This window comes from Mycobacteroides abscessus ATCC 19977 (assembly GCF_000069185.1).
Classification (GTDB): Bacteria; Actinomycetota; Actinomycetes; order Mycobacteriales; family Mycobacteriaceae; genus Mycobacterium; species Mycobacterium abscessus.
The window spans coordinates 3,604,908-3,627,518 of the sequence record NC_010397.1 but is presented as its reverse complement, the minus strand read 5'-3'; the positions used below and the strand labels follow the sequence as shown (position 1 = coordinate 3,627,518).

Here is a 22,611-nt window from a genome sequence, read left to right as displayed (position 1 = left end):
ACCTGCCGACTGGGTCGAACTTCTGGGCGATCGGGTAAGTACTTCCACGGCGCGGTGGGGTTTGGCCTCGGTCAAAGGATGCTCTGGAATGGCACACCAAGCCGCAGTGGCGGTACGTGATAGCAACCCGCGCGTATCCGCCTCTCATCCGCGTCGCATCGCCGGAGTGCGGGTACTAGCCGCATCGCAACGGCCGGCCGCTGAGATCAGGCTATTACCAAGGAAATTCGCTACTTAGGCGTCGCTGAAGGGCGTCCGGCTGTGCAGCGGGTGCCGATTATTGCGAGCCGGGCCAAGTCAGAGGAAACGGAAGGGCAGAAAGCAACATGCAGACGACGTACGATTTCACCGACTACTTCAGCACCGTCACCGAATGGGTTGCCCGACAACCGGATCAGATTGCCCTGGGCTACCTGGAAGAAGGTGCGGGCGAACTGACGGAGCGCGCGTGGACCTACGCCGAACTCGTAAGTCATGCCACCGCCGTGGCCGCACGTCTTCGTGAAGACCTGGAGCCCGGGGACCGTACCCTGCTGCTGTATCCGCCCGGGCTACCCTTTGTCGCGGCGTTTCTTGGCTGCTTGGCTGCCGGAGTGGTTGCGGTTCCCGCTCCACTGCCCGATGGTCGTGACAAGGCGCAGCACCGTCTTGCCGGCATCATCGCGGACGCGGGCACACGCGTTGTGCTGACGGAGTCGTCGGTTGCGCCACTTATCGCGGGCTGGGCCGACGCGCTGCCCACGCCGATCGCGCTCATCGCCACCGATGCGATTCCCGTCGAGCTGGGGCGCGAATTCGTTCCGGTGCGGTCGGCGCCTTCCGATACCGCCTTCCTGCAGTACACGTCGGGTTCGACCAATGCCCCGAAGGGTGTGATCGTCACCCACGGGAACCTCGTCCACAACGAGCAGGAACTCGGAGCCCGCATCGAGAATGACCCGTCGTTCTCGATGCTCAGCTGGCTGCCGCAGTTTCATGACATGGGCCTGATCGGCATGCTGCTCTGGCCGTTATTCTACGGCGGCACTTCGCGTTTCCTGTCACCTGTGACGTTTATCAAGCATCCCATCCAGTGGATCCGGGCCATGTCGAAGTACCGGGCGACCGTAGGAGTGGCACCGAACTTCGCCTTCGACCTGGTGGCACGGCGCTGCACGCACGAGGCGCTCGAGGGTGTCGATCTGTCGTGCGTACGGTCGCTACTCAACGGATCGGAGCCCGTGCAGTGGGCTTCTATCGAGCGGTTCACCACGCTGCTGGCTCCGTTCGGACTCGCGGAGCATGCGGTTACCCCGGTGTATGGGCTTGCCGAAGCCACGTTGTTCGTGACCGGCGATCCGCACGGCACGCCGGTCACCACCGCCGTTGTCGACGGTGAGGCGCTTGCCGAAAATCGGTTGGTGGTCGCCAACGAAGGCGCGCCACGGTCCCGAGTGCTGGTTGCCAGCGGCCGCATCGGTGGTATCGAAGTTTCGGTCGTCGGAGCCGACGGTGCACCTCTGCCCGACGGCGAAATCGGCGAGATCTGGCTGCGCGGAACGAGTGTGGCCGCTGGGTATTGGAACCTTCCGGAGTTGTCCGCCGAGATATTCGGCGCGACACCGATCGGCGGCACGGGCGGCTGGTTGCGTACCGGGGACCTGGGCACCCTGGTCGATGGCAACCTCTTCATCACCGGTCGCACCAAGGACGTCATCATTGTCAACGGCCGCAATCTCTACGCCCATGACATCGAGGCGGCCGCGCGTGCGGCCGCCCCGGCCCTGGCACGCGGGGTGGGCGCGGCATTCGCGGTCGGCACCCCTGAGCGGCTCGTGCTGGTTCACGAGATCCGCCCGGAGAATCTTGGTGATGCCTCCCTTGACGACGTGCTCGCGGCGGTACGCACCGCGATATTCGCCGAATTCGCCACCCCGCTGAGCGATTTGGTGCTGGTGGCCAAGGGGGAGGTAGCCCGTACCACCAGTGGCAAGATCCGTAGAACCCATATGCGAGCCTCCTATGAGGGGGGCCGGATCACGGCGTTCGCGGATCCGCGGCTGGCCTCCGCCGGCGGGGACGTCGTCCGGTGACGACATCGATCACGCTCGTGGCACCGCGACGCTTCGACATTGTCGACACGGTCGAGGCCGCGCTGGGCGATGCCCGCGACCCGGACAACCCGGCTGGTTTCGCAGTGCTGGCGGCACAGGACCGGGACGACACGTTTCCCGCCGACGCCATCGCGATCCTTGACCGTCTTCGCGTCGCCGAGCACTACGTGCCGGTGGCCGACGGCGGCCGTCTGGCCGATTATCTTGAGGTATCTCAGCTCATTCGCGTTCTGGCTCGCCGCAGTGTGACGCTGGCGGTCGCCCACGCCAAGACTTTTCTCGGCGCTGCGACGGCCTGGATTGGCGCGAGAGGCGAGCAGCGCGCCCGCCTCTCCGAGCTGGTTCGGTCGGGAGTGCCGGTCAGCTGGGGTCTCACCGAGCGCGAGCACGGCTCGGACCTGCTCGCCGGAGACGTCGCCGTAGAGAATGGGGCGCTCTCGGGGGCGAAGTGGCTTATCAACAACGCCACCCGTGGCGGCGCGGTAGTGGCCATCGCCCGAACTTCCGTGGCCGGCGGACCCCGCGGATTCGATCTCGTACTGGTCGACAAGGCGGCATTGTCCGCACGGGGAGCGGCACCTACCTATCGGCACCTCCCCAAGGAGCTCACTCACGGCATCCGCGGTGCGGACATATCCGGTATCGAATTTGACGGGGTACCGGTCGACGACACCGATGTCCTGAGTGAGCCCGGGCGCGGTCTGGAGAATGTGATGAAGGCGCTGCAGCTGACTCGCACCCTGTGCTGCAGCCTGTCTGTGGGTGCCGCCGAGCGTGGACTGCACACGGCGGTTTCTTTTGCGGAAAGCCGAGAACTATACGGGCGCAAATTAATCGAGCTACCTCAGGCGCGGCGGGTGCTCACGGACGCCCTCGCTGATCACCTGCTCAACGAGGTGACCACGTGCGCCGCGATCCGCTCGATCCACACGCTGCCCGCCGAGTTATCGCTGCATGCCGCCGCGGCGAAGTACTGGGTGCCGACTCGCACCGAGGCGCTGCTGGCCGCGTTGCGCTCGTTTGTCGGGGCTCGGGCGGTACTCGATTCCGACGACCCGACCGCCCCGGCGCTGAGCCGGATAGAACGCGACCATCGCATTGTCTCCCTGTTCGACGGGAACACCGTGGTCAACCTCACCACGCTCATCACCCAGTTCCCGGTGATCGGCCGCGGCGACCTGCCGGCCGACTCCGCGGCACTGGTCGCCGCGGCGCCCGACGCAGACCTGAGCCGGCTGTCACTCATGAGCCGGTCCGGATCGACGCTGCTGCGTACGCTCGGGGACGCGGTCATCCAGCTCGATGGGCACGACTTGCCCGACGGCTGCCGGCGCACGGCGTCGGCGCTCGCCGCCGTCGCCCGGGATATCGTGCGCGCGGCGGCCGATGCGCCTCGTAACCCCGCGGAGACGCCGAACGCGAGCTTCGCGCTTGCCGAGCGTCTTGCCGCCGCGATCGCCGGTGCCGCGGCGGTGCATGTCTATCTCGCCTACGCGGGGACCATCGATTCACCGCTGTGGCGGGACGGTCTGTGGTTGCGTCTGGCGCTGCCGCGGGCACTTGCCGGTGCGGATCCCGCGGCTCCGCCGTCCGGACCCGACGGCGACCACGATGCCGCCATTGCGGCACTCGAATCGCTGAATCGCTCGGATGCGGGTTTCAGCGTGCTGGCGAACGTGCTCGATGACGAGACGGGAGATCGAGTATGACCACGGCGATATCCACTACGGCAACCGATCTGGACGTGGCCCTGGGTGATCCCTTCTGCCCGGCCAACCCGCACGGTGCCACTGCGATTCTGGCGGCGGATGAGCGTGCCGAGCGTGCCTTAGCGACCTATCAGCTGCTCGCGGATCTGGGATTACAGCGCATGTTCGTTCCCATCGAGCTGGGCGGTGACCTTGTCGACATCCCGTCGCTGGTGCGCGTGCTGGCCCCGGTGTTCGGGCGCGACATGGGGCTGGGCCTCGGATTCGGTGTCACCACCCTGATGGCTGCGCTCAACGTGTGGCACAGCGGAGACGACCGGCAGCGGCGCCGGGTCGCGGATCAGGTATTGACCGGTGCACCTCTCTCCGTGGCTTATCACGAACTCGACCATGGAAACGACATGGCAGCCAACGAAGTTCGTGCGGTCGCGACGGCCGGTGGCTATCGGTTATCCGGGCGCAAGGAGGTCATCAACAACGCGAGTCGTGCTAGTGCGGCCGTGGTATTCGCCCGTACCTCGGACCGCCCGGGCAGGAGTCATTCGCTGTTCCTGGCGGACCTCGATAACGTCAGGCGGCTCGATCGGTTTCGCACCACGGCCCTGCGAACGGCGCAATTGGGCGGCCTGGACTTCCACGACCATCAGGTGGGTGTCGAAGACCGCATCGGCGCCGAGGGGCACGGCATCGAGATCGCGCTGAAATCGTTCCAGATCAGCCGGGTGGTAATGGCAGGCGCGGGTCTGGGCCCGGTAGACGTGGCGCTGCATCTGGCAGCCTCGTTCGCGCGGCAACGTGTCGTGTACGGCCGTCGTGTCGACCAGATTCCGCATGCTCGAACCAATCTCGCGATCGCACAGTCACTACTGCTGGCGGTCGAGGCTGCCGTAACGACGGCGGCGGTGGGTCTGCACACCTCGCCGCAACACGCCGGCGCGCAGGCGGCTTCCGTCAAATACGCCGCGCCACTGCTGCTTGAGTACGCGATGGAACACCTCGCGGTGGTACTGGGCGCCCGGTTCTATCTGCGGACGGGGCCGTTTGCACTTTTCGGAAAGCACTACCGAGACTTGGCGCCGGTGGGCATCGGTCACGCCGGCAGCACCTCCTGCTTGCTCGCGCTGCTCCCGCAGGTCCGCCATCTGCTGCAGCCGGGCACCGCCGCCGCTCTTCCAGCCCCCGGCGCACAGCTGCCCCGGTTGGACTTCTCCGAGCTCGTTTTGCGCAGTGGCGCACCGGATCCCATCGTGTCATGGACTCCTGCGGCCACACCACTAACCGCCCCCGGTGCGGGTGACCTGATCGAGGAACAGGCACGGACCCTGGAACGGCTGCGCGGTGCGGCAGAGAGGATACCCGCGTCCGCGCTCGGTGTGACCGCGCCGCCGGCGGCATTCGACCTGGCCGAGCAGTTCACGAAGCGGTTTGTCGTGGCCGCGGCACTGGCGGTACGGGAATCCGACCGGACAGAGTTCGCCGACGCCTGGGTGCGGATCGCCATCGCGGCCGTCGCGGCGCACCGGCGTGGTCGCGCGGTGGTCGATCCCGCAGACGTCGACGTGGTGGTGCAGCGGATCGACAGACACGTTGCCGGCTCGCGCTCGTTGTTGCTCGACGGGCATGAGTTGCCCCGCTCGATTCCTGCCCTTTGAGCTGAATTCGCCTGAACCGAAACCACACCCAAACCGAACCGAAAGAGGAAACGATGACCGCACCCGCTCTCGACGACTGGCTGGCCGGAAAGATCGCAGGCTACTTGTCGATCACCGCCGACCAGGTGGATCGCGACCGCAGCCTTGCCGACTACGGACTGGATTCGGTATATGCCCTGACGCTCTGCGGTGAGATCGAGGACGAGTTCGGCCTGACGGTCGAGCCGACTCTCGCCTGGGACTATCCGACCGTTGACGCCATGTCCGGGCATTTGGACTCCCTGCTGCGCGCAAAGGCTTAGGGCCATGGAAATCGACGTCACAGGCATCGCATGCCGATTTCCCGGCGCCGACGGGGTGGAGGCCTTCTGGGACATGCTGCTGCGCGGCCGCAACGGAACGCGTGTGGTTCCTGAAGACCGTTGGTGGGCAGACGATTTCGTTTCACCCGCGCCGCCCTACGGCACGGGGAAGGTGAATACGCGCCACGGGGCGTTCATCGATGATCCTGAGCGCTTTGATCATGGATTTTTCGGCATAGCTCCCAGTGAAGCGGCGGCCACCGACATACAGCAGCGGCTGGTGTTACAGGCCGGCTACCACGCACTCGAGGACGCCGGAATAGACCCCCAGTCGCTGCGCGGCTCGACCACCGGTGTGTTTGTCGGTGTGATGTCCAGCGATTGGGGCGCGCTGCATCTGACCGACTATGCCGGGATGACACCGCAGCGCGGTGTCGGTAATGGCTACTGCATGCTGGCCAACCGGGTTTCGTACGCGCTGGACCTGACGGGCCCGAGCATGTCGGTGGACACGGCGTGCTCGTCGTCCCTCACGGCGGTGCATCTCGCGGCCGGTGCGCTGCGGGCAGGCGAATGCGATCTGGCGATTGTGGCCGGAGTGAACCTGATGCTCACGCCGATCCTGTCGATCTTCTACACCCAGGCGGGTTTGTCGGCACCCGACGGACGTTGCCGGCCGTTCGCGAAGTCCGGTGGCGGTATCGGCCGGGGCGAGGGCGTGGGCGCCGTCGTGCTGCGCCGGTCCGAGGATCGTCCCGATGACGCCCCGGCGCCGTACGCGACGGTGCGCGGCAGTTTTGTCGGGCAGGATGGTCGCAGTAACGGCATCACCGCTCCTACCCGCCGCGGGCAGGAGCGCGTCATCGCTGCCGCCCTCCGCAGCGCCGGTCACACCGGTGCCGATCTGCATTTCGTCGAGGCACACGGCACCGGCACCACCCTGGGCGATCTGATAGAGACGCAGGCTCTCGGGGCGACGTGTGGAGATCGCGTGGGCCGGGCGCCGTTGGTGGTGGGATCGGTGAAGGGCAACATCGGGCACACCGAGGGTGCCGCGGGGATCGCCGGATTCATCAAGGCATGCCTGTCGATGCACCACCGCACGGTGCCGCCGAGCCTGTTCGCCGATGACGAGAATCCGGCGCTGGATCTGGCTGAGCGCAATCTCAAGCTCGCGGTATCGGCCGAGAAACTGCCGCGCGGAGACCTGCTGGCGGGTGTCAGCAGTTTTGGCCTCGGCGGGACCAACGTTCATGTGGTCATCGGGTCGGCGCCGCGGGTGCGACGGCCGATTCGGCGCGGGGGGATAGGGGTACTGACGGTGTCGGGCAACGATGCCGCCGCGCTGCGCCGAAATCTGGATCGACTGGTTGCGGGCTTCGACCCTACCGAACATTGGCCGCGCTATTGCTATTCCACAAATCAGGTCAAAGCCGGTGGAACGCAGCGCATCGCGTTGGTGACCCGAGACGGAGCCGACCTTGCCGGAGAAGCAGAGGTGGCGCTGCATCGACTGGCGCGGCGAAACGAGCGCGCACGGCGCCGGCGTCCACGCATCGCATTCGTCTACACCGGGCAGGGTTCGCAGTATCGCGAGATGGGTCTGGCTCTGCGCGAACAGCATTCAGGATTTGCCGAGGCGCTGGCTGAAGCCGATGCCCTACTCGAGCCGCACTTCGGTGGTTCGGTGGTGCGGGCGATCGAGACCGGTGAGGATCACCTCGGCAGGTCGCTCGACGACACCGTCGTGGCCCAGCCCGCGCTGTTCGCCTTGCAGTACGCCCTGACGACGACATTTGCCGCTCACGGTGTGCGACCCGATGTGGTGCTGGGGCACAGCGTGGGGGAGATCGCTGCCTGCGCGGCCGCCGGTGTGCTGGATCCCGCGGCTGCCGCGGCATTGGTCGTCACGCGCGGTGCTCTGATGGGTGCTCTGCCAGCCGGTGGCACCATGCTTGCGGCGCGGCTGCCGGCGGAACTGGCCGACGAGTTCGTGTCGGGTCCGGTCGCCCTGGCGGCAGTAAACGGCCCCGACAGTGTCACCTTCTCGGGACCGGTGGAGCGCATCGCGGAGGTCGCCGACCAGCTCAACGGACGCGGGGTGCATACCCGAGAGCTGGTCGTCTCGCATGCCTTTCATTCACCGGCGATGGAGCCGGTCGGCGGGGAACTCGCCGCGGCGGCGCCGCTGCCCGCCGAGTCGGCGGGCGCTCCGATCGTCATCTCGTCGGTCACCGGTACCGCGGCGGAGGCTGCCGATTTCACCGGGGACTACTGGCGCGCGCAGTTGCTTGGGACTGTCGACTTTCTGGGTGCGGCAAGGACGTTGGCTGATATGGAGCCATCGCACATCATCGAGATCGGCCCCAGATCGACTCTGCTGAGCCTACTGGCGGCCGCCGACCTGATACCCGACTCTCAGCGCATCGCGCCCGTACCCGGCGCCGCCGCAACAGGTCTGGACTTCGCCGACGCACTCGCGGCGCTCTGGCAGTGGGGGTTGGACATCGATTGGCGTCCGCTGTACGCCGAGCATGACCGAGTGGTCGGCCGCCTTCCCGGGTACGTGTTTGCCGACGAGGAGCGGTTCTTCGCCTCGGCTGCCACCGTTGGCCCGCTTGTACACACGCAAAGCGTGCGCACCGCAACGGCTCCCGTACGTGAAGTCGCCAGCGTGCCACCGGCGGACGACGAGTCGCAGCCGGACGTGGGCGTGGTGCACCGAGCCGTGATCCGGGTGCTTGCCGATGTCGGCGGACACCGTGAGGATGCGCTGCATGCCGCCGCGGACCTGCGCGACGATCTGGGCTTCGACTCGGTGCAGGCGATGCAGTTCGCCGACCGCATCGTCAACGAACTGGACATGCCCCGGCTGGACCCGGTGGCGATCCAGGACAACCTGACCACCATCGCCGATCTCACAAAGCTCGTCGCCGGTACGGCAGGGGTAGCGCAGCCCGAACACACCGGCGCTGGAATCTGATCGCCGCATCGCCATCGCATAGATAAGAGGAGACATGAGCCGCACGACCTACGTTCTCAGCACAGGCACCGCGCTTCCCGGTCCCGCGATAGACAACCGGTCGCTGTGCGAGCGCATCGGTGCGCAGCCGGAGTGGATTGACACATTTGTCGGCACCCGCACAAGGCATTTCGGAATCAATCTCGCAACAGGTGAGCAGACGCATTCGTTAGCAGACATGGCCACCAGCGCTGCTCGTCAAGCGCTGAGCCGTGCGGATATCGATCCTTCCGAGATCGGATTCTTGGTGCTCGGCACTGCGACTCCCGACCACCTGATGCCGACCTCGGCCAATCTCGTTGCCGATGCCCTTGGCCTGGAGGGGATTCCCACATTCCAGCTGCAGTCCGGGTGCTCGGGTGCGGTGGCAGCGTTTGACGTGGGAAGTCACCTGCTCACCGAGGAACGTCCGCTGGGCCTGGTGATCGGCGCGGACGCCTGCTACAAGCATCTACCGCTCGATCGTGAATCCAGCTCGGCGATGCCGCCGTCCGAACTGGTCAACTTCGTGTTGTTCGGTGATGGCGCGGGCGCCGCGGTGCTCGCGCTGGACGACACCGATGCCCAGCTGGGGATTACCGCTCTGGTGAATCGGTTCAGCGGCCTGGGCCGCGACCCTGGGCAGCAGATCGAGTGGTTTGGATTGGCCGATCGGCACCTCGAACAACCGGGATTGAACGAGGACTACAAGGCGATCGAGCATTGGGTCCCCCTGCTTTCCAAAGACGTGCTCACCGATCTGCTCGCCACGGCGGGATTGCAGCGAGAGGACCTCGACTACCTACTGCCGCCACAGCTCAGCGGAAAGATGACCCAGCGAGTGGTCAAGCAGATGGAGATAGCATCGAATAGCCGTGAGATCTCGGTGGTGGCCGATACCGGTAACAACGGAAATGCGTTGCCCTTCTTGCAGATCGATGCGCTCAGCCGAGAGGTGCAGCCCGGTGAGCGGGCGGCTGTAGTCGCCATCGAATCCAGCAAATGGATCGAAGGTGGCATGGTTCTTGAGGGTGTCGCATGAGCGTCGACGCCGTCACTGTTTCGCGTGCTGTGGCCTTTGCCGATGTGGCCGAGTCGCTCGTCGAGGCGGGCGACGACGCCGTCGCACGGGCGGGCGCGGCATTGCGCAGGTTGGATCTTGACGATGTCCCGGCGGGAACCCCAACGGCACGGGTTGTCGTGGCCGGAACATCGACGCTAGGCCCCATCAGGGCACCGCTACAGGGGGCTTTGGCGGCTCGCGGGGTGGCGGCGACAGTCGAGCTCGGCGACTACGGGCGGATTGTCCCCGAACTACTGGACCCACAGAGTCCATTGGGCAATGCCGACGCCACCATCGTGGTGCTGCTGCCGGACGGCTCCTCGGTGTTTGAACGTGTGGCGATTCCGTTCACGGCGGAGTCCGCCGAAGAGGCCGTGAACGGGTTTGTCGATGAGCTCCTCGCGGCGATCCAGGTCTTCCGGTCGCATTCGTCAACCCCGATTGTGCTTCCGACGCTGTTGCTACCGCCCGAGCGTTCGTCGATGTTGCTCGATTTGCCGGCCCGGACCCGATTGGCGGCCGCGTGGGCGCGCGCGAATCAGCGGCTGTTGGAAGCCGGTGCCGAGATTTCCGGCGTTGTCGCTGTCGATATGTATCAATTGGCGGCATTCGCTCCAGCCGCTGCCACTGACCCCCGGATGGCTGCCTACGCGCGCTCACGGTTCACCGATCCACTATTGCTGTCGTATTCTCGTGAGATCGCCGCTCTGGTGGCTGCGCAACTGGGACGCACGTCCAAATGCCTGGTCTTGGACCTGGATGGCACCACATGGGGCGGTGTGCTCGCCGACGCCGGCCCCCTGGGGGTGATCAGTGGAGATGGCCGCGCCGGAGAGGCTTTCGCCGACTTCCAAGACACAGCACGGCAACTGTCCTCCCAAGGGGTGCTGTTGGCCATCGCCTCTAAGAATGACGACGAGCTCGTCAGGCAGGCGTTGACCGAGCATTCCGGGGTGCGGCTCGGTATCGATGATTTCGCGGTAATCGTCGCCAACTGGGATCCCAAGCCGGGCAACGTCGCCGGCATTGCGCAGGCCCTCAACATCGGCGTGGACTCGCTGGTATTCGTGGACGACAACGCCTCGGAGCGGGGGTCGGTGCGTGCCGCGCATCCGCAGGTCCGCACCGTCGCGGCCGATCCCGACGACCCGGCACGGACCGTTCCGGCCCTACTACGCGATGGCTTCTTCACCACCCTTCGGTTGACCGAGGATGATCGGGCGCGGCCGCAGCGCTATCGCGCCGAGGCAGAGCGCGTCAGTTTTCGGCAGACCGTGGACGCCGTCGAGGACTATCTGGCCGGTTTACAGACCGAGGTCACCATTGCTGCGGCGGACGGAACCGATGTCGACAGGCTCTCGCAGCTCACGCTGCGTACGAATCAGTACAACCTGACCACCCTGCGGCTGGATCCGGCTGCCGTGCAGGCTTTCTTGGGGCGGCCGGAGGCGATCGTCAAGACCATCCGGTGCGCCGACCGGTTCGGTGACCACGGCTTGGTGGGTGCGCTGTTCGCCGAGATTCACGACGGCCGGCTGGACATCGTGAACTTCGCGATGTCGTGCCGAGTGCTGGGCCGGGGCGTCGAGTCGGCGGCGTTGCACACCGTGCTGGCCGAGGGTGTCCGCCGGGGTGCGCGCGTGGCCTCGGGCACGTTCATCCGGACCGCCAAGAACGGTCGGGCCGCCGACTTCTTCCGGAGTTCGGACTTCGCGGTGACCGGTGCCGACGAGACCCAGGAGGTCGGTGGGCACACCACGTACCTCAGGGACTTGGCTACTCTGCCCGGTCCCCTTCCGCATCTGACCGTGACCGTCCTTCGACCCGAAGAGGAAAAGCCATGAACGAGAACGAATTCCACGCCGTGGTAATCGACCAGACCGGCCTCGACATCCAAGTGGCCGATCTGAGTACGCCTTTGGACGAGGTATCCGGCTGGGACTCCGTGTACCTGCTCAAGCTCATCACCGCCCTGGAGCAGCAGACGGGGCGCGCCATGCCGATATCGGCGATGCTGGAGGCTACCAGCCTCGATGCCATCCGCCTGGCGGTTCCCGCGTGAATACGACTGTTGTGCCGGTGCCGCCGCGGCGACGGCACACCCTGGCGTTTCTGCGCGCGATCAGGCCGACCGCCCCGGTGTACTTGTCGACCGATGTCGATGTCTCCATATTGGTGCAGCGGCGTACCGCCGCGCCGCGCCGATACTCCTACGTCACGTACATGGTCGCCGCCCTCGGTCAGGCGCTCACCAAACACCCCGAGGCCAACGTCGCGGTGGGCGGATCGTGGTTGGCGCCGCGTATCGCCCAGTACGGCTCGGTCGACGTAAAGCTTGCGCTCGACAAGACCGATGGCGGCGTCCGGCATGTGGCCTCGGCAGTCATACGCGATGTGGCGTCACTGGACGTGGAGGGAATTCAGGCGCATGTCGACAGGCTCCGCGACACGCCGGCCGCCGAACTCGACGAGCTGGCCGGGTCCCGTCTACTCGATCGATTGCCACCGCTGTTGGGCACGTGGGCCTTCGGCTTCGCGACGCGGCTGTCCAGGCGTTCGGAGGTATTGGGGACCGTGGCGCTCAGCAGTCTGGGGCATGCCGATGTGCACGCCTTCCACTCCGATGGCGGCACCGCGGTGACCATCGGGATGGGGGCGATCGCGCCGCGGCCCGTCTGTGTTCCCGACAGAGAAGGGAATCACGCGGTGCAGGCGCGTTCCGTGCTACCGCTGAGTCTGACGTTCGATCACCGCGCTCTGGACGGTGCGGCGGCAGCCGATCTGCTCACCACACTGTCCGACATTCTCCGAGCCGGGGTCACCGCATGATCGGCCAGCTCACCGTACCGACCTCGGAATCGTCGATACCTCAAGTGGCCGAAGGGGTATTCGTGGCCCGCGCCGAGGTGGCGGACTGGATGGTGGAGCCTGTCTCGCACCGCTGCCTGACCCGTCTTCTCGATTGCGACTATCCCCGGTGGAGGGACGCCCGATCGGAGGATTTCAGGGCCCGGTTCGCCGCGACGCGGCATTTCGCGAAGTCCGTGGTAGCCCGGGTGGCCGACCTGCCGGTGGAAGATATCGAACTGCGTCGCTGCACATCGGGCCGGCCCAGTTTCGTGGTCCGGGGTTCGGGTTGCAGCCGAGTGGTGGATGCGAATCTCTCGCACACCCGCGATTCGGCGGTCATGGCGGTGAGCACACGCGGTCCGGTAGGCGTGGATGTCGAGGCTCAGAACCGCAACCTCGACGACGGGGACTTCGCAAGGGCGATCTGTCACGACGAGGAATTGGGCGAGTACGAGCGGGCACAACCCTCCGAGCGGCAGTGGTTGCTGCTCGAACTGTGGACGTGGAAAGAGGCGACCACCAAGGCCTTGGGAACCGGGTTGGGCACGGCATTCCCCTTGCTGCGCACCGATATCCGACGCGGCACCGTCACCGATGACCGCGACCAGACGTGGCGGATCCATGCGCTGAGCGGGGGCGGGTATCGAGTGGCGATTGCGAGAAGGCAGGAGGATTGATGCATGAACTGAGCGAACGGGCCGAGCTGGTACGGCTGCACGGCCGCGCGCAGGCCATCCCGTCGAGTGAGATCGACCGAATTCTGCTGAGTATCGACTCCCTCGACGACGGCCCGCGTGGATGGGCCACCGTATGGGCGCGGGCGGCAGACGTGCGGCTTGCGCGGGGTGACCACGCCGGCGCCATGGCACGGCTGAACCTCGCCCGGTTTCCCTTCCCGAGCACGGCCGAGGGGCGTCGTGCACATGCACGTTGCGTTGCCATTGCCGCGGATATCGCCGCCGGTCAGGGGATTACGCGGCTTGACCTCGGCGACTCGGCTGCCTGGTACCGTCCCGCTCCAGATTCAGCCGACACACCACGGCTACTGGTGGTGTGCGGAGGCATCGTAAGCATCAAAGAGCAGTGGTTCTCGTTATTCGGTCTGGGCCGGCGACTGGGGTTGGCGGTGCTTCTCACCGAACTACCCGGCGTGGGTGAACACGATGCTGCCTATGGCTTGGATGCCCCGGAAAGGTTTGGTGCCCTGTTGGATTCGGCGGCCGCTCGGCAGCCGTTCCAGTCGGCGTTCGCCATGGCCCTGAGCTTCGGCGGCACGGTGGCACTGAAGGCCGCAGCGCGCGACACCCGCATCGGAGGCCTGCTGTCGGTGGGACCACCCATCCGCCACTTCTTCCGGGACTCGACATGGTGGCCGCGGGTGCCGCAGACCACCAAGGATGCGCTCGTCGCCACCACCCGGGTCGATGAGCAGGCACTCCCGCAGGCCTTGGCTCCGTTCGCACTCGAAGACAGCGAGCTCGCCGCCATCAATGTGCCGGTCACGGCGGTGGCGAGCCTGCGCGACGAGATCCTGCCGACCGCGGACCCATTGCTCCTGCGTACGGCGGTGCCCTCGGCGCGTGTCGTTGCGTACGACGACGTGCATGGATCCCCGCATCATCTCCTCGATACGCGGCTGCTTACGCTCGCGGCGTTGGCAGAGTTCAGCTCTTCGCGTCGTCCCTTGTTGGCCGGTGCCGCACGGTTGGCCACGCAATTGCGCAGATCTGAAAGGACTCTGGCATGACTCGTCTGCTCTGCTTCCATCACGCCGGTGGCGCCGCAACCGCCTTTCGGTCCTGGCAGAACGCCGCAGGCCCGGCACTGGATGTGGTTCCGGTGGCGCTGCCGACGACCCGTCCCGTCACGGGCCGCCGCATTCACCGGTCCACGAGCGAGTTGATCGATCATTTACTCGCCGAGTACGCGGAGCACCTTCGTGAGCCGTACGTGCTCTACGGCCACAGCATGGGCGGATTACTTGCCTATCTGATGGCCCGGCGATTGGTGCGGAATTCAGCTCACCCGGCTCCGGCAGCACTGATTGTTGCTGCCAGCTGGTCACCCCGGATGCGGCCGTCGATCGATGTGGACAGCTTGGAAGACCGGGAGTTGGTGCAGCTGCTCAATGCGATCGGTGGGGTGCCTGCGGATCTGGTCAAACGTCCCGAATGGCTCGCGCCGATGCTGCCGGTCATTCGCGACGATCTGCGGATGTGCGGTGTCTACGAGCACGACCACGTCGATGACGTGCTGAACATCCCGGTGCATGTGATCGGTGCCGAGGGCGATCGCCTCGTTACGCCCGAACAGACCGCGGGCTGGGTGGACCTAGGCGAGCGGGTGAGCATCGAATACCACGCGGGCGGGCACTTTTTCGAGGCCGATCCACTGGCGCTGCGGCTCCGGGTCTTCGCGTTGGCGGCGGTCGCGGCGGGCGAACAAAATGTCCGGGCGGTGTCCTGACAGGCATTAATCGCCCCTAAATGTTGCGTTAACGGAGGCTGGTGTGCCAATCTGTGTCTCATAGCGACGAATCGTTGCAATAAGCATCGAGGGGTGACGATTCGGTGACTAGACGGGCACTCGTGGAAAGAGGTTGTCGTGACGGCTTTTCCGTATCCGCAGCTCGATGAGGAGAAGGAGTCAGAGTACGAGCTGTTTCCGATCAACCTGACACGGATGATGCTGCACACGCAGGGACAGACGGTCCCATATCTCCACTACGCGCTGAGTTTCCGCCACGCGAAGATCACCGCACAGCTGCGTGAGCGTGTCATCGTTCGCGTCGGTGCCGTCGCTGGATGTGAATACCAACTGGTGCAACATAAATCGGAGGCGTTGCGTACCGGAACCACGCCAGAGCTGCTGGCGGGACTGACCGACCCGGAGCATCGAGAGTTCGGCGACGAGTCGCTCACCGCGCTGGTCGGGTACGTCGACTCGCTTGTCGCCCATGTCGGCGCCGAGGAAAGCGCCCGGGATGAGCTACGGAAGCATTTTCCCGACAACGAAGTTGCCGAAATCACCCTGTTGGCAAGTACCTACGTGCTGTGCGCCTCATTCCTCAAATCGCTCGGAGTGCAACCGGATGACGGGCCCGTCGACTGGTCCACCGTCGACGCGCACATCACGGCGGGACGGCTGTGATGGGAGATGACCTAGCGGTGCTGGAGAGCTACATCCAGCGGTGCTCCAACTGGGGCAGATGGGGTTCGCAGGACCAGCTGGGTACGGTCAACCTGATCACCCAGGAGAAGATCCGCGAAGCCGCGACACTGGTGAAGGTGGGAAAGACCATCTCGTTGACCATGGCCTACGACGCCGACGGACCTCAAAACGGTTATCTGGGAAGAGCAAACCCTCAGCTCTACCAACTCACCTCGGGGCCGGGATACCTCGTTGGCGAGCAGCAACAGGTGGAGACGCAGACGTTGACCGAATTGCGGAAAACCTCCGGCGAACCCACTGCCGGCTACTACGACGACGTACTCGTCATGCCCACTCAGTCCGGCACGCAATGGGATGCTCTGTGTCACTTCTTCTGGCGCGGAAAGATGTACAACGGACATCGCGTCGCAGACGCAGGTACCGGTGGCAGTCGCAGCAATGGTGTGCAGAACTACACAGGGAGGATCATCACCCGTGGGGTTTTCGTCGACCTGGCTGAATACTGGGGCGTCGAGACGCTCGATCCTGGTTATCCCATCACCACAGCGGATCTGGACGATTATCTGGCGGCGAAGAAGCTGGAGATCCGGTCCGGTGACGCGCTGATTATCCGCACTGGCTTCATGGCCGCCCGGCGCGGTAACTGGCGTGATTACGCCGGTGGTGCCGCGCCCGGATTGTCGCTACATACTGCTCCGTGGCTGCGCGACCACGATATCGCGGCTGTCGCTACTGACACCTGGGGAATTGAGGTGCTGCCGAACGAGATTGATGTATGGCAGCCGCTGCACGTGGTCAGCCTGGTGCACACGGGCTTGGCCTTCGGTGAGATGTTCGATCTCGATGGGCTGTCGGAGGACACCAAAACCGATGGCGTGTACGAGTTCATGTTCGTGGCGTCGCCGCTGCCGCTGACCGGAGCGTCGGGTAGTCCGGTGTCTGCGTTGGCCATCAAGTGAGGCAAGCGATCCGGTCAGGCCGACAGTAGACCCGCCCGTGCCGCCGTTAACGTGATCTGTGTGGCGTGGATGATCAGCGCGTCATCGATGGGATCGCCTGTGGTGATCGTGCGGTAGAACAGCGGGGCGCGAAACGTGGTGAGGAGCATGTCGACATCGCAGTCGGCGGGGAGTTCACCGCGATCGATTGCCTGTCTGACGACGGGAGCGGCGCGTAAGACCTGGTGATCGAAGTACCGCCGGGTTGCCTCACGAAGCGGTGCGGACCTGAGACCGGCCGTGAGGACGAGCGCGGCAACCTGGCGTCCGACACCGTCGTTGAGAACGGCGGCGAGCTCACGGCCGGTCGAGAGCAGATCCGATTCGATGCTCCCGGTTTCGGGAATGGGGATGGCTTCGAGCGACCACGTGGTGAGGGCCTCCACGAGCAGATCCTCGAGCGTAGGCCAGCGCCGGTAGATGGTGGTCTTGTTGACGCCCGCGCGGGAGGCGACGGCTTCCATCGTCAGTTCGGCGTATCCGCGGTCGATCAGCTCGCCGAAGGCGGCGTCGAGGATCGCCTCCCGGACTCGTGCGCTGCGGCCACCGGTCCGTACTCCCTGCACAGTCTGCCGATTTGCCATTAATCGCCTCCATGAGTTGCGTTAGTGATCCCGGTGTGCAACTCTCAGCTTATGGCAACTACCCGTTGCGATAACAGGGAGGGTGGCATGCGATTCATCTTCGAGACCGACGAGTCGTTCTCGTTCGAGACATTGCGGACGGTCGGCTACACGGCCTACGGCGGGGCCGATATCGGCGAGGTTGTCACTACTGCGAAGCGGATCACGCCGGGCGATTGGGAGTCGTGGTACATCGAGTGGCGCGCGTTGGCCGACCGGATCGCGGCGATAGCGGCGAAATGTGCGGCGGCCGGGCACGCGGTGAGCGCCAGCACGGCCTATCTGCGTGCGTCCAACTACTACCGAACGGCCGAGTTCTTTCTTCGCGACGATCCGGGCAATGATCCCCGTGTGCTGGACACTTCGGCGCGCGCCGTCGAGACGTTCCGCAGTGCGCCGGAGATACAGGCGCGGTGGGAGCGGGTCCAGATTCCCTATGAAGGAATCCAATTGGAGGGCTATTACCTCAACGCAAGCGGGGACGATCGCGGGCCGACCTTGCTCGCGCACGGCGGATTCGATTCGACCGTCGAGGAGATGTACTTCGCGGTGGGGGAGGCGGCGCGTCGGTACGGCTGGAACTGCCTGATTTTTGAAGGGCCTGGGCAGGGCGCCGCGCTGCGTGCCGACAAGGTCACGTTCCGTTATGACTGGGAGGCCGTGGTCACCCCGGTGCTGGATTTCGCCCTCGGCCTGCCGGGAGTCGACCCCGACCGAGTCGCGTTGTTGGGGATGAGTATGGGCGGATATCTGGCTCCCCGCGCCGCTGCTTTCGAGCCCAGGCTCGCGGCATGTGTTGCATATGACAGCGTGTTCAAACTGTCGGCGGGCATGCCCAAGACGCATGATGACGAGCACAAGCTGGATTCAGCTCAGCGAGTCGCCGCGGTGGGCAATTTGATTGCCCATCGGGCAGAGGCTCCGAGCTCGCAGCGATGGGTGCTCTCAAATGCGTTGTGGGTGTTTGGGGTCGACTCCGCGCAGTCGCTGCTCGACGAGGTTGAGAAGTATGACCTGTCCGATGTCGCACATCAGATTTCGTGCCCCACGCTGGTGTGTGAGGCGGAGAACGATCAGTTCTTTCATGGTCAGCCTTCGATGCTCTACGACGCCCTGCAATGCCCCAAGACCTATCTGAAGTTCACCGAGGCCGAGGGCGCCGGCGAACACTGCCATGAGGGGGCCTTGCTGCTGTTTCATCAACGCATGTTCGACTGGCTCGACGACGCCGTCGGTGCCTGACCATGCGTGATCTGGAATCTCGCCGAAAGATATTGCCATGAAGGTATTTTCGTTCCTGAATCCCTTGGCGAGGGTCGGATGAGCCGCCGCTCTGTCGTACGGCCTATCCTGGCGCGGGCCTGGATGCCGCTGGTGTCTATCGTCGCGGTCAGCGTCGGTGCGGTCGCGATGTGGAAGGTGCACGACTCATCCTCCCCGCCGCCGGTGTTCACCGTCAACGGACCCCAGGCGCCAGACAGCTTCACGCAAAAGCGACTCACCTACCAGGTTTTCGGCACCGGCAGTGGGGCAATGCTTTCCTACGTGGACGTCTACGGGCACCCGCACCAGGCTGACGGCGCCGATCTGCCTTGGTCGCACACAGAGACGACGACGCTCACCGTCGTCTCGGGGAGCATCTCGGTGCAAGTTCGTGGCGGTGAGGTCGGTTGCCGAATCTTGGTCAATGACGTTGTCCGAGATGAGAAGTTCGACGATCATCACGACGCTGACGTCACGTGCAGGGTCAAGTCGGTATGAGTAACCACGAGATGCCCACGGGCCCGATACCGGTCAGGCGTCCGTTGGTTCCGCGCATGGTCCGCGTCCTTGCGGTGCCGATCATCGTCTTCTGGGCGTTCCTGGCTGTGACGACCAATACCTTTGTGCCGCAGGTTGAAAAGGTTGCCGAGGAACTCGCTGGGCCGATGATTCCCCACTACGCGCCGTCGCAGCGTGCCATGTTGCATATCGGCGAAAAGTTCCAGGAATCAACGTCGACGAGCCTGACGATGGTTGTGCTGGAATCGCAGGATCGTGTGCTCGGAGACGAGGATCATCGCTACTACGACGAGCTGATGCAGAGGTTCAAGGACGATAGCGAGCACGTTCAGTATGTGATGGACCTGTGGGGGAAATCGATCACATCGGCTGGCGCGCAAAGCATCGACGGCAAGTCCACCTATGTGCTGTTGCGCCTGGCCGGTGACATAGGCCAGATGCAGGCCAACGAGTCCGTCCGGGCGGTGCGCGCCATCGTCGACAAGCAGACGCCACCAGCGGGTCTCCGGGTGTACGTGAGCGGACCTGCGCCATTGGCCGGTGACACCCTGGACATCGCGAATTCGAGCCTGAACAACATCACCATCATCACCATCATCCTCATCATCGTGATGCTGTTGCTGGTGTATCGCTCCTTCTCGACGCTGTTGTTGCCGCTGGCCGGTGTGCTGATCGAAATGCTTGTCACCAAGGGCGTCATCGCGACGCTCGGGCACCTGGGGTACATCGAACTATCGTCGTTCGCGGTCAACATAGTGGTCTCGCTGACGCTGGGCGCGGGCACCGACTACGGCATTTTCCTTTTGGGGCGATACCACGAGGCACGGTCCACGGGCCAGAGTCGTGAGGAGGCCTATTACACGGCGTACCGCGGTGTGGCGCCGGTCGTTATCGGATCCGGTTTGACCATCGCGGGAGCCTGCTATTGCCTGAGCTTTGCCCGGCTGAATTATTTCCACACCATGGGGCCCGCGGTGGCCATCGCCATGGTGCTCACCATCGCGGCGGCCCTTACCCTGGTGCCGGCCGTGCTCACCGTCGGGAGTTTGTTCGGGCTATTCGACCCGAAGGCAAAAGCGAAGGCGCAGTTGTATCGTCGCATCGGAGCCAGTGTGGTGCGCTGGCCGGTGCCGATCTTTGTGGCAAGCAGCATTATCGTCATGGTGGGTGCGGTCTTCGTGCCCACGTACCAGGTCAGTTACGACGACCGTGCCTATCAACCAGCCGGCGCGCCGGCCAATCAGGGCTTCGCGGCGGCGGACCGGCATTTTTCCAAGAGCAAGCTCTTCACCGAGATGCTGATGGTCGAGTCCGACCACGATATGCGAAATTCTGCCGACTTCATCTCCTTGGATCGGGTGGCTAAGAGCCTCGTGCGCCTTCCCGGCGTGTCGATGGTACAGAGCATCACCCGTCCGCTGGGCAGGCCACTGGAACATGCCACGCTCCCTTATCTTTTCACCACGCAGGGCAGTGGCAATGGTCAGCAGCTCCCGTTCACCAAGCGGCAGAACGGCAATACCGCGCAGCAAGCCGAGATCATGGGGAACACCATTGTGGTGCTGCGGGACATGATTGACCTCACCCAGAAACTCACCGATGCGATGCACGCGACGGTCGTCACGATGGAGGACATGCAGCAGGTCACCGAGGCGATGGATCAGTACGTTTCGAATCTCGACGACTTCATGCGGCCGCTGCGTAACTACTTCTATTGGGAACCGCACTGCTTTGACATCCCCGCGTGCTGGGCCTTCCGGTCGCTGTTCGACATGCTTGACAGCGTCGACAAACTAGCGGCCGACATCAAGGACGCTGTCGCCCAGCTTGAAATTGTGGACAAGCTGCTGCCGCAAATGGTTTCGCAGCTGAAGGTGATGGCCAACGATATGGAGGGCATCAGGGCGCTCATCATCAACACGTACGGAACTTCCGACCTGCAGTCAACGCTGACCACGCAGACATTCGACGACATGATCAATGTGGGTCTCGACTTCGACAAATCCCGCAGTGACGACTTCTTCTACATCCCCCGACAGGGCTTCGAGAACGAAGACGTCAAGACCGGGATGCAGCTGCTGATGTCGCCCGACGGTATGGCCGCGCGGTTCATGATCACGCATGAGGGCAACGCGATGGGTCCCGAGGGTGTCGAACACGTCGAGCAGTTCCCGGAGGCGGTGGGCCTGGCGTTGAAGGAGACCTCACTGGCGGGTGCGAGGGTCTATGTCGGTGGCGCAGGCTCGAACGACAAGGACATCAAAGAGTACGGCGCATCCGATCTGCTTATTGTGGCGATCGCCGCATTCGTCTTGATCTTCTTGATCATGATGTTCCTGACCCGAAGCTTGATGGCGCCCTTTGTGATCATCGGCACGGTCGCCTTTTCCTACAGTGGCGCGTTCGGTCTGTCGGTGCTTATCTGGCAGCACCTCATCGGCTTGCCGCTGCATTGGCTGGTGTTACCGCTGACATTCATCATCCTGGTCGCGGTGGGGTCGGACTACAACCTGCTTTTGGTCGCGCGATTGAAAGAAGAGACCGGGGCCGGACTCAACACCGGCCTGATCCGGGCGCTCGGCAGCACCGGGGCAGTGGTGACATCGGCCGGTCTGGTCTTCGCGTTCACCATGTTGGCCATGCTCGCCAGTGACTTGCGCACGATCGGCCAGGTCGGTTCGACGATATGCATTGGCTTGCTGCTCGACACCTTGATCGTGCGATCGTTTATCGTCCCGTCGTTGGTGCGGCTTTTCGGAACTTGGTTCTGGTGGCCGACAAGGGTTTTCGCTCGCCCCTTACGGCGACAGAATGTAGGAGCGCACCGGTGATCTCATACGCAACCCTGACGGTGCTGGCAGCCGTAGTCGAGGTAGTGCTGGTTGTGTGCGTGTTCGTATACGTGAGGCGTTTGCAGCGGCGGCACACCACACCGATCAGTGAGCGCATCGGCAGCAGCGCGGCTGTGCTGACGAAGCTTCGCAAGCGGCGGCCGATGTCGCAAGAGGAGTTCGATCATGCACGCCAGGTGATCGCGGACCGGGGTTCGCTGTTGGTGTACTCGATCCCCGCGGCGATCTTCACCCTCGGGTGCTTCTACGTCGCGGGCAGCCTCGAACAATTACACGGCGCCACACCTTCCGAACGAACGTTTCTCGGGGTAATTCCCATGATCACGTCCACCAGCCTGACCCTGCGGCTGCTCAAGAACATGCAGTTGAAGAGGCGTCTCAAACAATCCGAGTCCGCGATCCCGGCCCAATCCCGGACGTGAGGCACGTGCGGCCGTAACCGTCCGCGCACTGTCGTCGCCGGTGCGGGAGCACTAGGAATGCGGTCAGATCGGTCGTTCACAATCCCAGACGCA

At 64.5% G+C, this 22,611-nt stretch carries 19 protein-coding genes; 18 read left to right on the top strand and 1 reads right to left on the bottom strand.

What is annotated here, in order from left to right; genetic code table 11:
• The first annotated feature begins 326 nt into the window (after positions 1-326).
• The 14 genes from MAB_RS18155 to MAB_RS18090 all read left to right on the top strand — a co-directional run bounded on the left by MAB_RS18155 (position 327) and on the right by MAB_RS18090 (position 16,800).
• On the top strand, positions 327-2,072 hold the full coding sequence (locus tag MAB_RS18155) for a fatty acyl-AMP ligase (RefSeq protein ID WP_005088458.1): 1,746 nt from the start codon (positions 327-329) through the stop codon (positions 2,070-2,072).
• On the top strand, positions 2,069-3,802 hold the full coding sequence (locus MAB_RS18150) for an acyl-CoA dehydrogenase family protein (protein WP_005111903.1): 1,734 nt from the start codon (positions 2,069-2,071) through the stop codon (positions 3,800-3,802). Before MAB_RS18155 ends, MAB_RS18150 begins: the two co-directional genes overlap by 4 nt.
• Positions 3,799-5,454, top strand: a complete 1,656-nt coding sequence (locus MAB_RS18145) for an acyl-CoA dehydrogenase family protein (RefSeq protein ID WP_005111902.1) — start codon at positions 3,799-3,801, stop codon at positions 5,452-5,454. The genes MAB_RS18150 and MAB_RS18145 overlap by 4 nt, the downstream gene beginning before the upstream one ends.
• Before the next feature lie 53 nt (positions 5,455-5,507).
• Positions 5,508-5,756 (top strand): acyl carrier protein, encoded by a 249-nt coding sequence (locus MAB_RS18140; protein WP_005080896.1) that lies wholly within the window; start codon positions 5,508-5,510, stop codon positions 5,754-5,756.
• A 4-nt stretch (positions 5,757-5,760) separates the two neighbouring features.
• A complete protein-coding gene (locus tag MAB_RS18135; RefSeq protein ID WP_005111900.1) occupies positions 5,761-8,739 on the top strand; it encodes a type I polyketide synthase in 2,979 nt (992 codons plus the stop codon).
• Positions 8,740-8,773: 34 nt separating this feature from the next.
• Positions 8,774-9,799, top strand: a complete 1,026-nt coding sequence (locus MAB_RS18130) for a 3-oxoacyl-ACP synthase III family protein (RefSeq protein ID WP_005080899.1) — start codon at positions 8,774-8,776, stop codon at positions 9,797-9,799.
• Positions 9,796-11,664 (top strand): HAD-IIIC family phosphatase, encoded by a 1,869-nt coding sequence (locus tag MAB_RS18125; protein WP_005088464.1) that lies wholly within the window; start codon positions 9,796-9,798, stop codon positions 11,662-11,664. The genes MAB_RS18130 and MAB_RS18125 overlap by 4 nt, the downstream gene beginning before the upstream one ends.
• Complete coding sequence (locus MAB_RS18120) at positions 11,661-11,882, top strand: acyl carrier protein (RefSeq protein WP_005080904.1); 222 nt, start codon at positions 11,661-11,663, stop codon at positions 11,880-11,882. The genes MAB_RS18125 and MAB_RS18120 overlap by 4 nt, the downstream gene beginning before the upstream one ends.
• Positions 11,879-12,649: a 2-oxo acid dehydrogenase subunit E2 gene (locus MAB_RS18115; protein ID WP_005115388.1), complete on the top strand. Its 771-nt coding sequence runs from the start codon at positions 11,879-11,881 to the stop codon at positions 12,647-12,649. The genes MAB_RS18120 and MAB_RS18115 overlap by 4 nt, the downstream gene beginning before the upstream one ends.
• Entirely contained in the window at positions 12,646-13,347 is a 702-nt protein-coding gene (locus MAB_RS18110; RefSeq protein WP_005111898.1) for a 4'-phosphopantetheinyl transferase family protein, read from the top strand. Before MAB_RS18115 ends, MAB_RS18110 begins: the two co-directional genes overlap by 4 nt.
• Positions 13,347-14,417 (top strand): alpha/beta fold hydrolase, encoded by a 1,071-nt coding sequence (locus tag MAB_RS18105; RefSeq protein WP_005088470.1) that lies wholly within the window; start codon positions 13,347-13,349, stop codon positions 14,415-14,417. Before MAB_RS18110 ends, MAB_RS18105 begins: the two co-directional genes overlap by 1 nt.
• Positions 14,414-15,136, top strand: coding sequence for a thioesterase II family protein (locus MAB_RS18100; RefSeq protein WP_005080912.1), 723 nt, complete (start codon positions 14,414-14,416; stop codon positions 15,134-15,136). The genes MAB_RS18105 and MAB_RS18100 overlap by 4 nt, the downstream gene beginning before the upstream one ends.
• A gap of 138 nt (positions 15,137-15,274) precedes the next feature.
• Positions 15,275-15,820 carry a carboxymuconolactone decarboxylase family protein gene (locus MAB_RS18095; RefSeq protein ID WP_005088475.1) on the top strand — a complete coding sequence of 182 codons (546 nt, stop codon included), beginning with the start codon at positions 15,275-15,277 and terminating at the stop codon, positions 15,818-15,820.
• A complete protein-coding gene (locus MAB_RS18090) occupies positions 15,820-16,800 on the top strand; it encodes a cyclase family protein (protein WP_005080917.1) in 981 nt (326 codons plus the stop codon). Before MAB_RS18095 ends, MAB_RS18090 begins: the two co-directional genes overlap by 1 nt.
• A 14-nt stretch (positions 16,801-16,814) precedes the next feature.
• Here MAB_RS18090 and MAB_RS18085 read toward each other — a convergent pair whose 3' ends face one another.
• On the bottom strand, positions 16,815-17,423 hold the full coding sequence (locus tag MAB_RS18085) for a TetR/AcrR family transcriptional regulator (protein WP_005080919.1): 609 nt from the start codon (positions 17,421-17,423) through the stop codon (positions 16,815-16,817).
• Positions 17,424-17,510: 87 nt separating this feature from the next.
• Here MAB_RS18085 and MAB_RS18080 point away from each other — a divergent pair, with 87 nt between their 5' ends.
• The 4 genes from MAB_RS18080 to MAB_RS18065 all read left to right on the top strand — a co-directional run bounded on the left by MAB_RS18080 (position 17,511) and on the right by MAB_RS18065 (position 22,518).
• Complete coding sequence (locus tag MAB_RS18080) at positions 17,511-18,704, top strand: alpha/beta hydrolase family protein (protein WP_005088477.1); 1,194 nt, start codon at positions 17,511-17,513, stop codon at positions 18,702-18,704.
• A 78-nt stretch (positions 18,705-18,782) separates the two neighbouring features.
• Positions 18,783-19,223 carry an MmpS family transport accessory protein gene (locus tag MAB_RS18075; protein WP_005088478.1) on the top strand — a complete coding sequence of 147 codons (441 nt, stop codon included), beginning with the start codon at positions 18,783-18,785 and terminating at the stop codon, positions 19,221-19,223.
• On the top strand, positions 19,220-22,075 hold the full coding sequence (locus MAB_RS18070) for an MMPL/RND family transporter (RefSeq protein ID WP_005116004.1): 2,856 nt from the start codon (positions 19,220-19,222) through the stop codon (positions 22,073-22,075). Before MAB_RS18075 ends, MAB_RS18070 begins: the two co-directional genes overlap by 4 nt.
• Entirely contained in the window at positions 22,072-22,518 is a 447-nt protein-coding gene (locus MAB_RS18065) for a hypothetical protein (RefSeq protein WP_005088483.1), read from the top strand. The genes MAB_RS18070 and MAB_RS18065 overlap by 4 nt, the downstream gene beginning before the upstream one ends.
• Positions 22,519-22,611: the final 93 nt, after the last annotated feature.

Bases quoted from the DNA above. Each gene is read 5' to 3' on its own strand.
- MAB_RS18080 (WP_005088477.1), top strand. From the start codon at position 17,511: ATGCGATTCATCTTCGAGACCGACGAGTCGTTCTCGTTCGAGACATTG.
- MAB_RS18130 (WP_005080899.1), top strand. From the start codon at position 8,774: ATGAGCCGCACGACCTACGTTCTCAGCACAGGCACCGCGCTTCCCGGT.
- MAB_RS18120 (WP_005080904.1), top strand. From the start codon at position 11,661: ATGAACGAGAACGAATTCCACGCCGTGGTAATCGACCAGACCGGCCTC.
- MAB_RS18110 (WP_005111898.1), top strand. From the start codon at position 12,646: ATGATCGGCCAGCTCACCGTACCGACCTCGGAATCGTCGATACCTCAA.
- MAB_RS18100 (WP_005080912.1), top strand. From the start codon at position 14,414: ATGACTCGTCTGCTCTGCTTCCATCACGCCGGTGGCGCCGCAACCGCC.
- MAB_RS18145 (WP_005111902.1), top strand. From the start codon at position 3,799: ATGACCACGGCGATATCCACTACGGCAACCGATCTGGACGTGGCCCTG.
- MAB_RS18090 (WP_005080917.1), top strand. From the start codon at position 15,820: ATGGGAGATGACCTAGCGGTGCTGGAGAGCTACATCCAGCGGTGCTCC.
- MAB_RS18105 (WP_005088470.1), top strand. From the start codon at position 13,347: ATGCATGAACTGAGCGAACGGGCCGAGCTGGTACGGCTGCACGGCCGC.
- MAB_RS18135 (WP_005111900.1), top strand. From the start codon at position 5,761: ATGGAAATCGACGTCACAGGCATCGCATGCCGATTTCCCGGCGCCGAC.
- MAB_RS18070 (WP_005116004.1), top strand. From the start codon at position 19,220: ATGAGTAACCACGAGATGCCCACGGGCCCGATACCGGTCAGGCGTCCG.
- MAB_RS18140 (WP_005080896.1), top strand. From the start codon at position 5,508: ATGACCGCACCCGCTCTCGACGACTGGCTGGCCGGAAAGATCGCAGGC.
- MAB_RS18155 (WP_005088458.1), top strand. From the start codon at position 327: ATGCAGACGACGTACGATTTCACCGACTACTTCAGCACCGTCACCGAA.
- MAB_RS18085 (WP_005080919.1), bottom strand. From the start codon at position 17,423: ATGGCAAATCGGCAGACTGTGCAGGGAGTACGGACCGGTGGCCGCAGC.
- MAB_RS18075 (WP_005088478.1), top strand. From the start codon at position 18,783: ATGAGCCGCCGCTCTGTCGTACGGCCTATCCTGGCGCGGGCCTGGATG.
- MAB_RS18125 (WP_005088464.1), top strand. From the start codon at position 9,796: ATGAGCGTCGACGCCGTCACTGTTTCGCGTGCTGTGGCCTTTGCCGAT.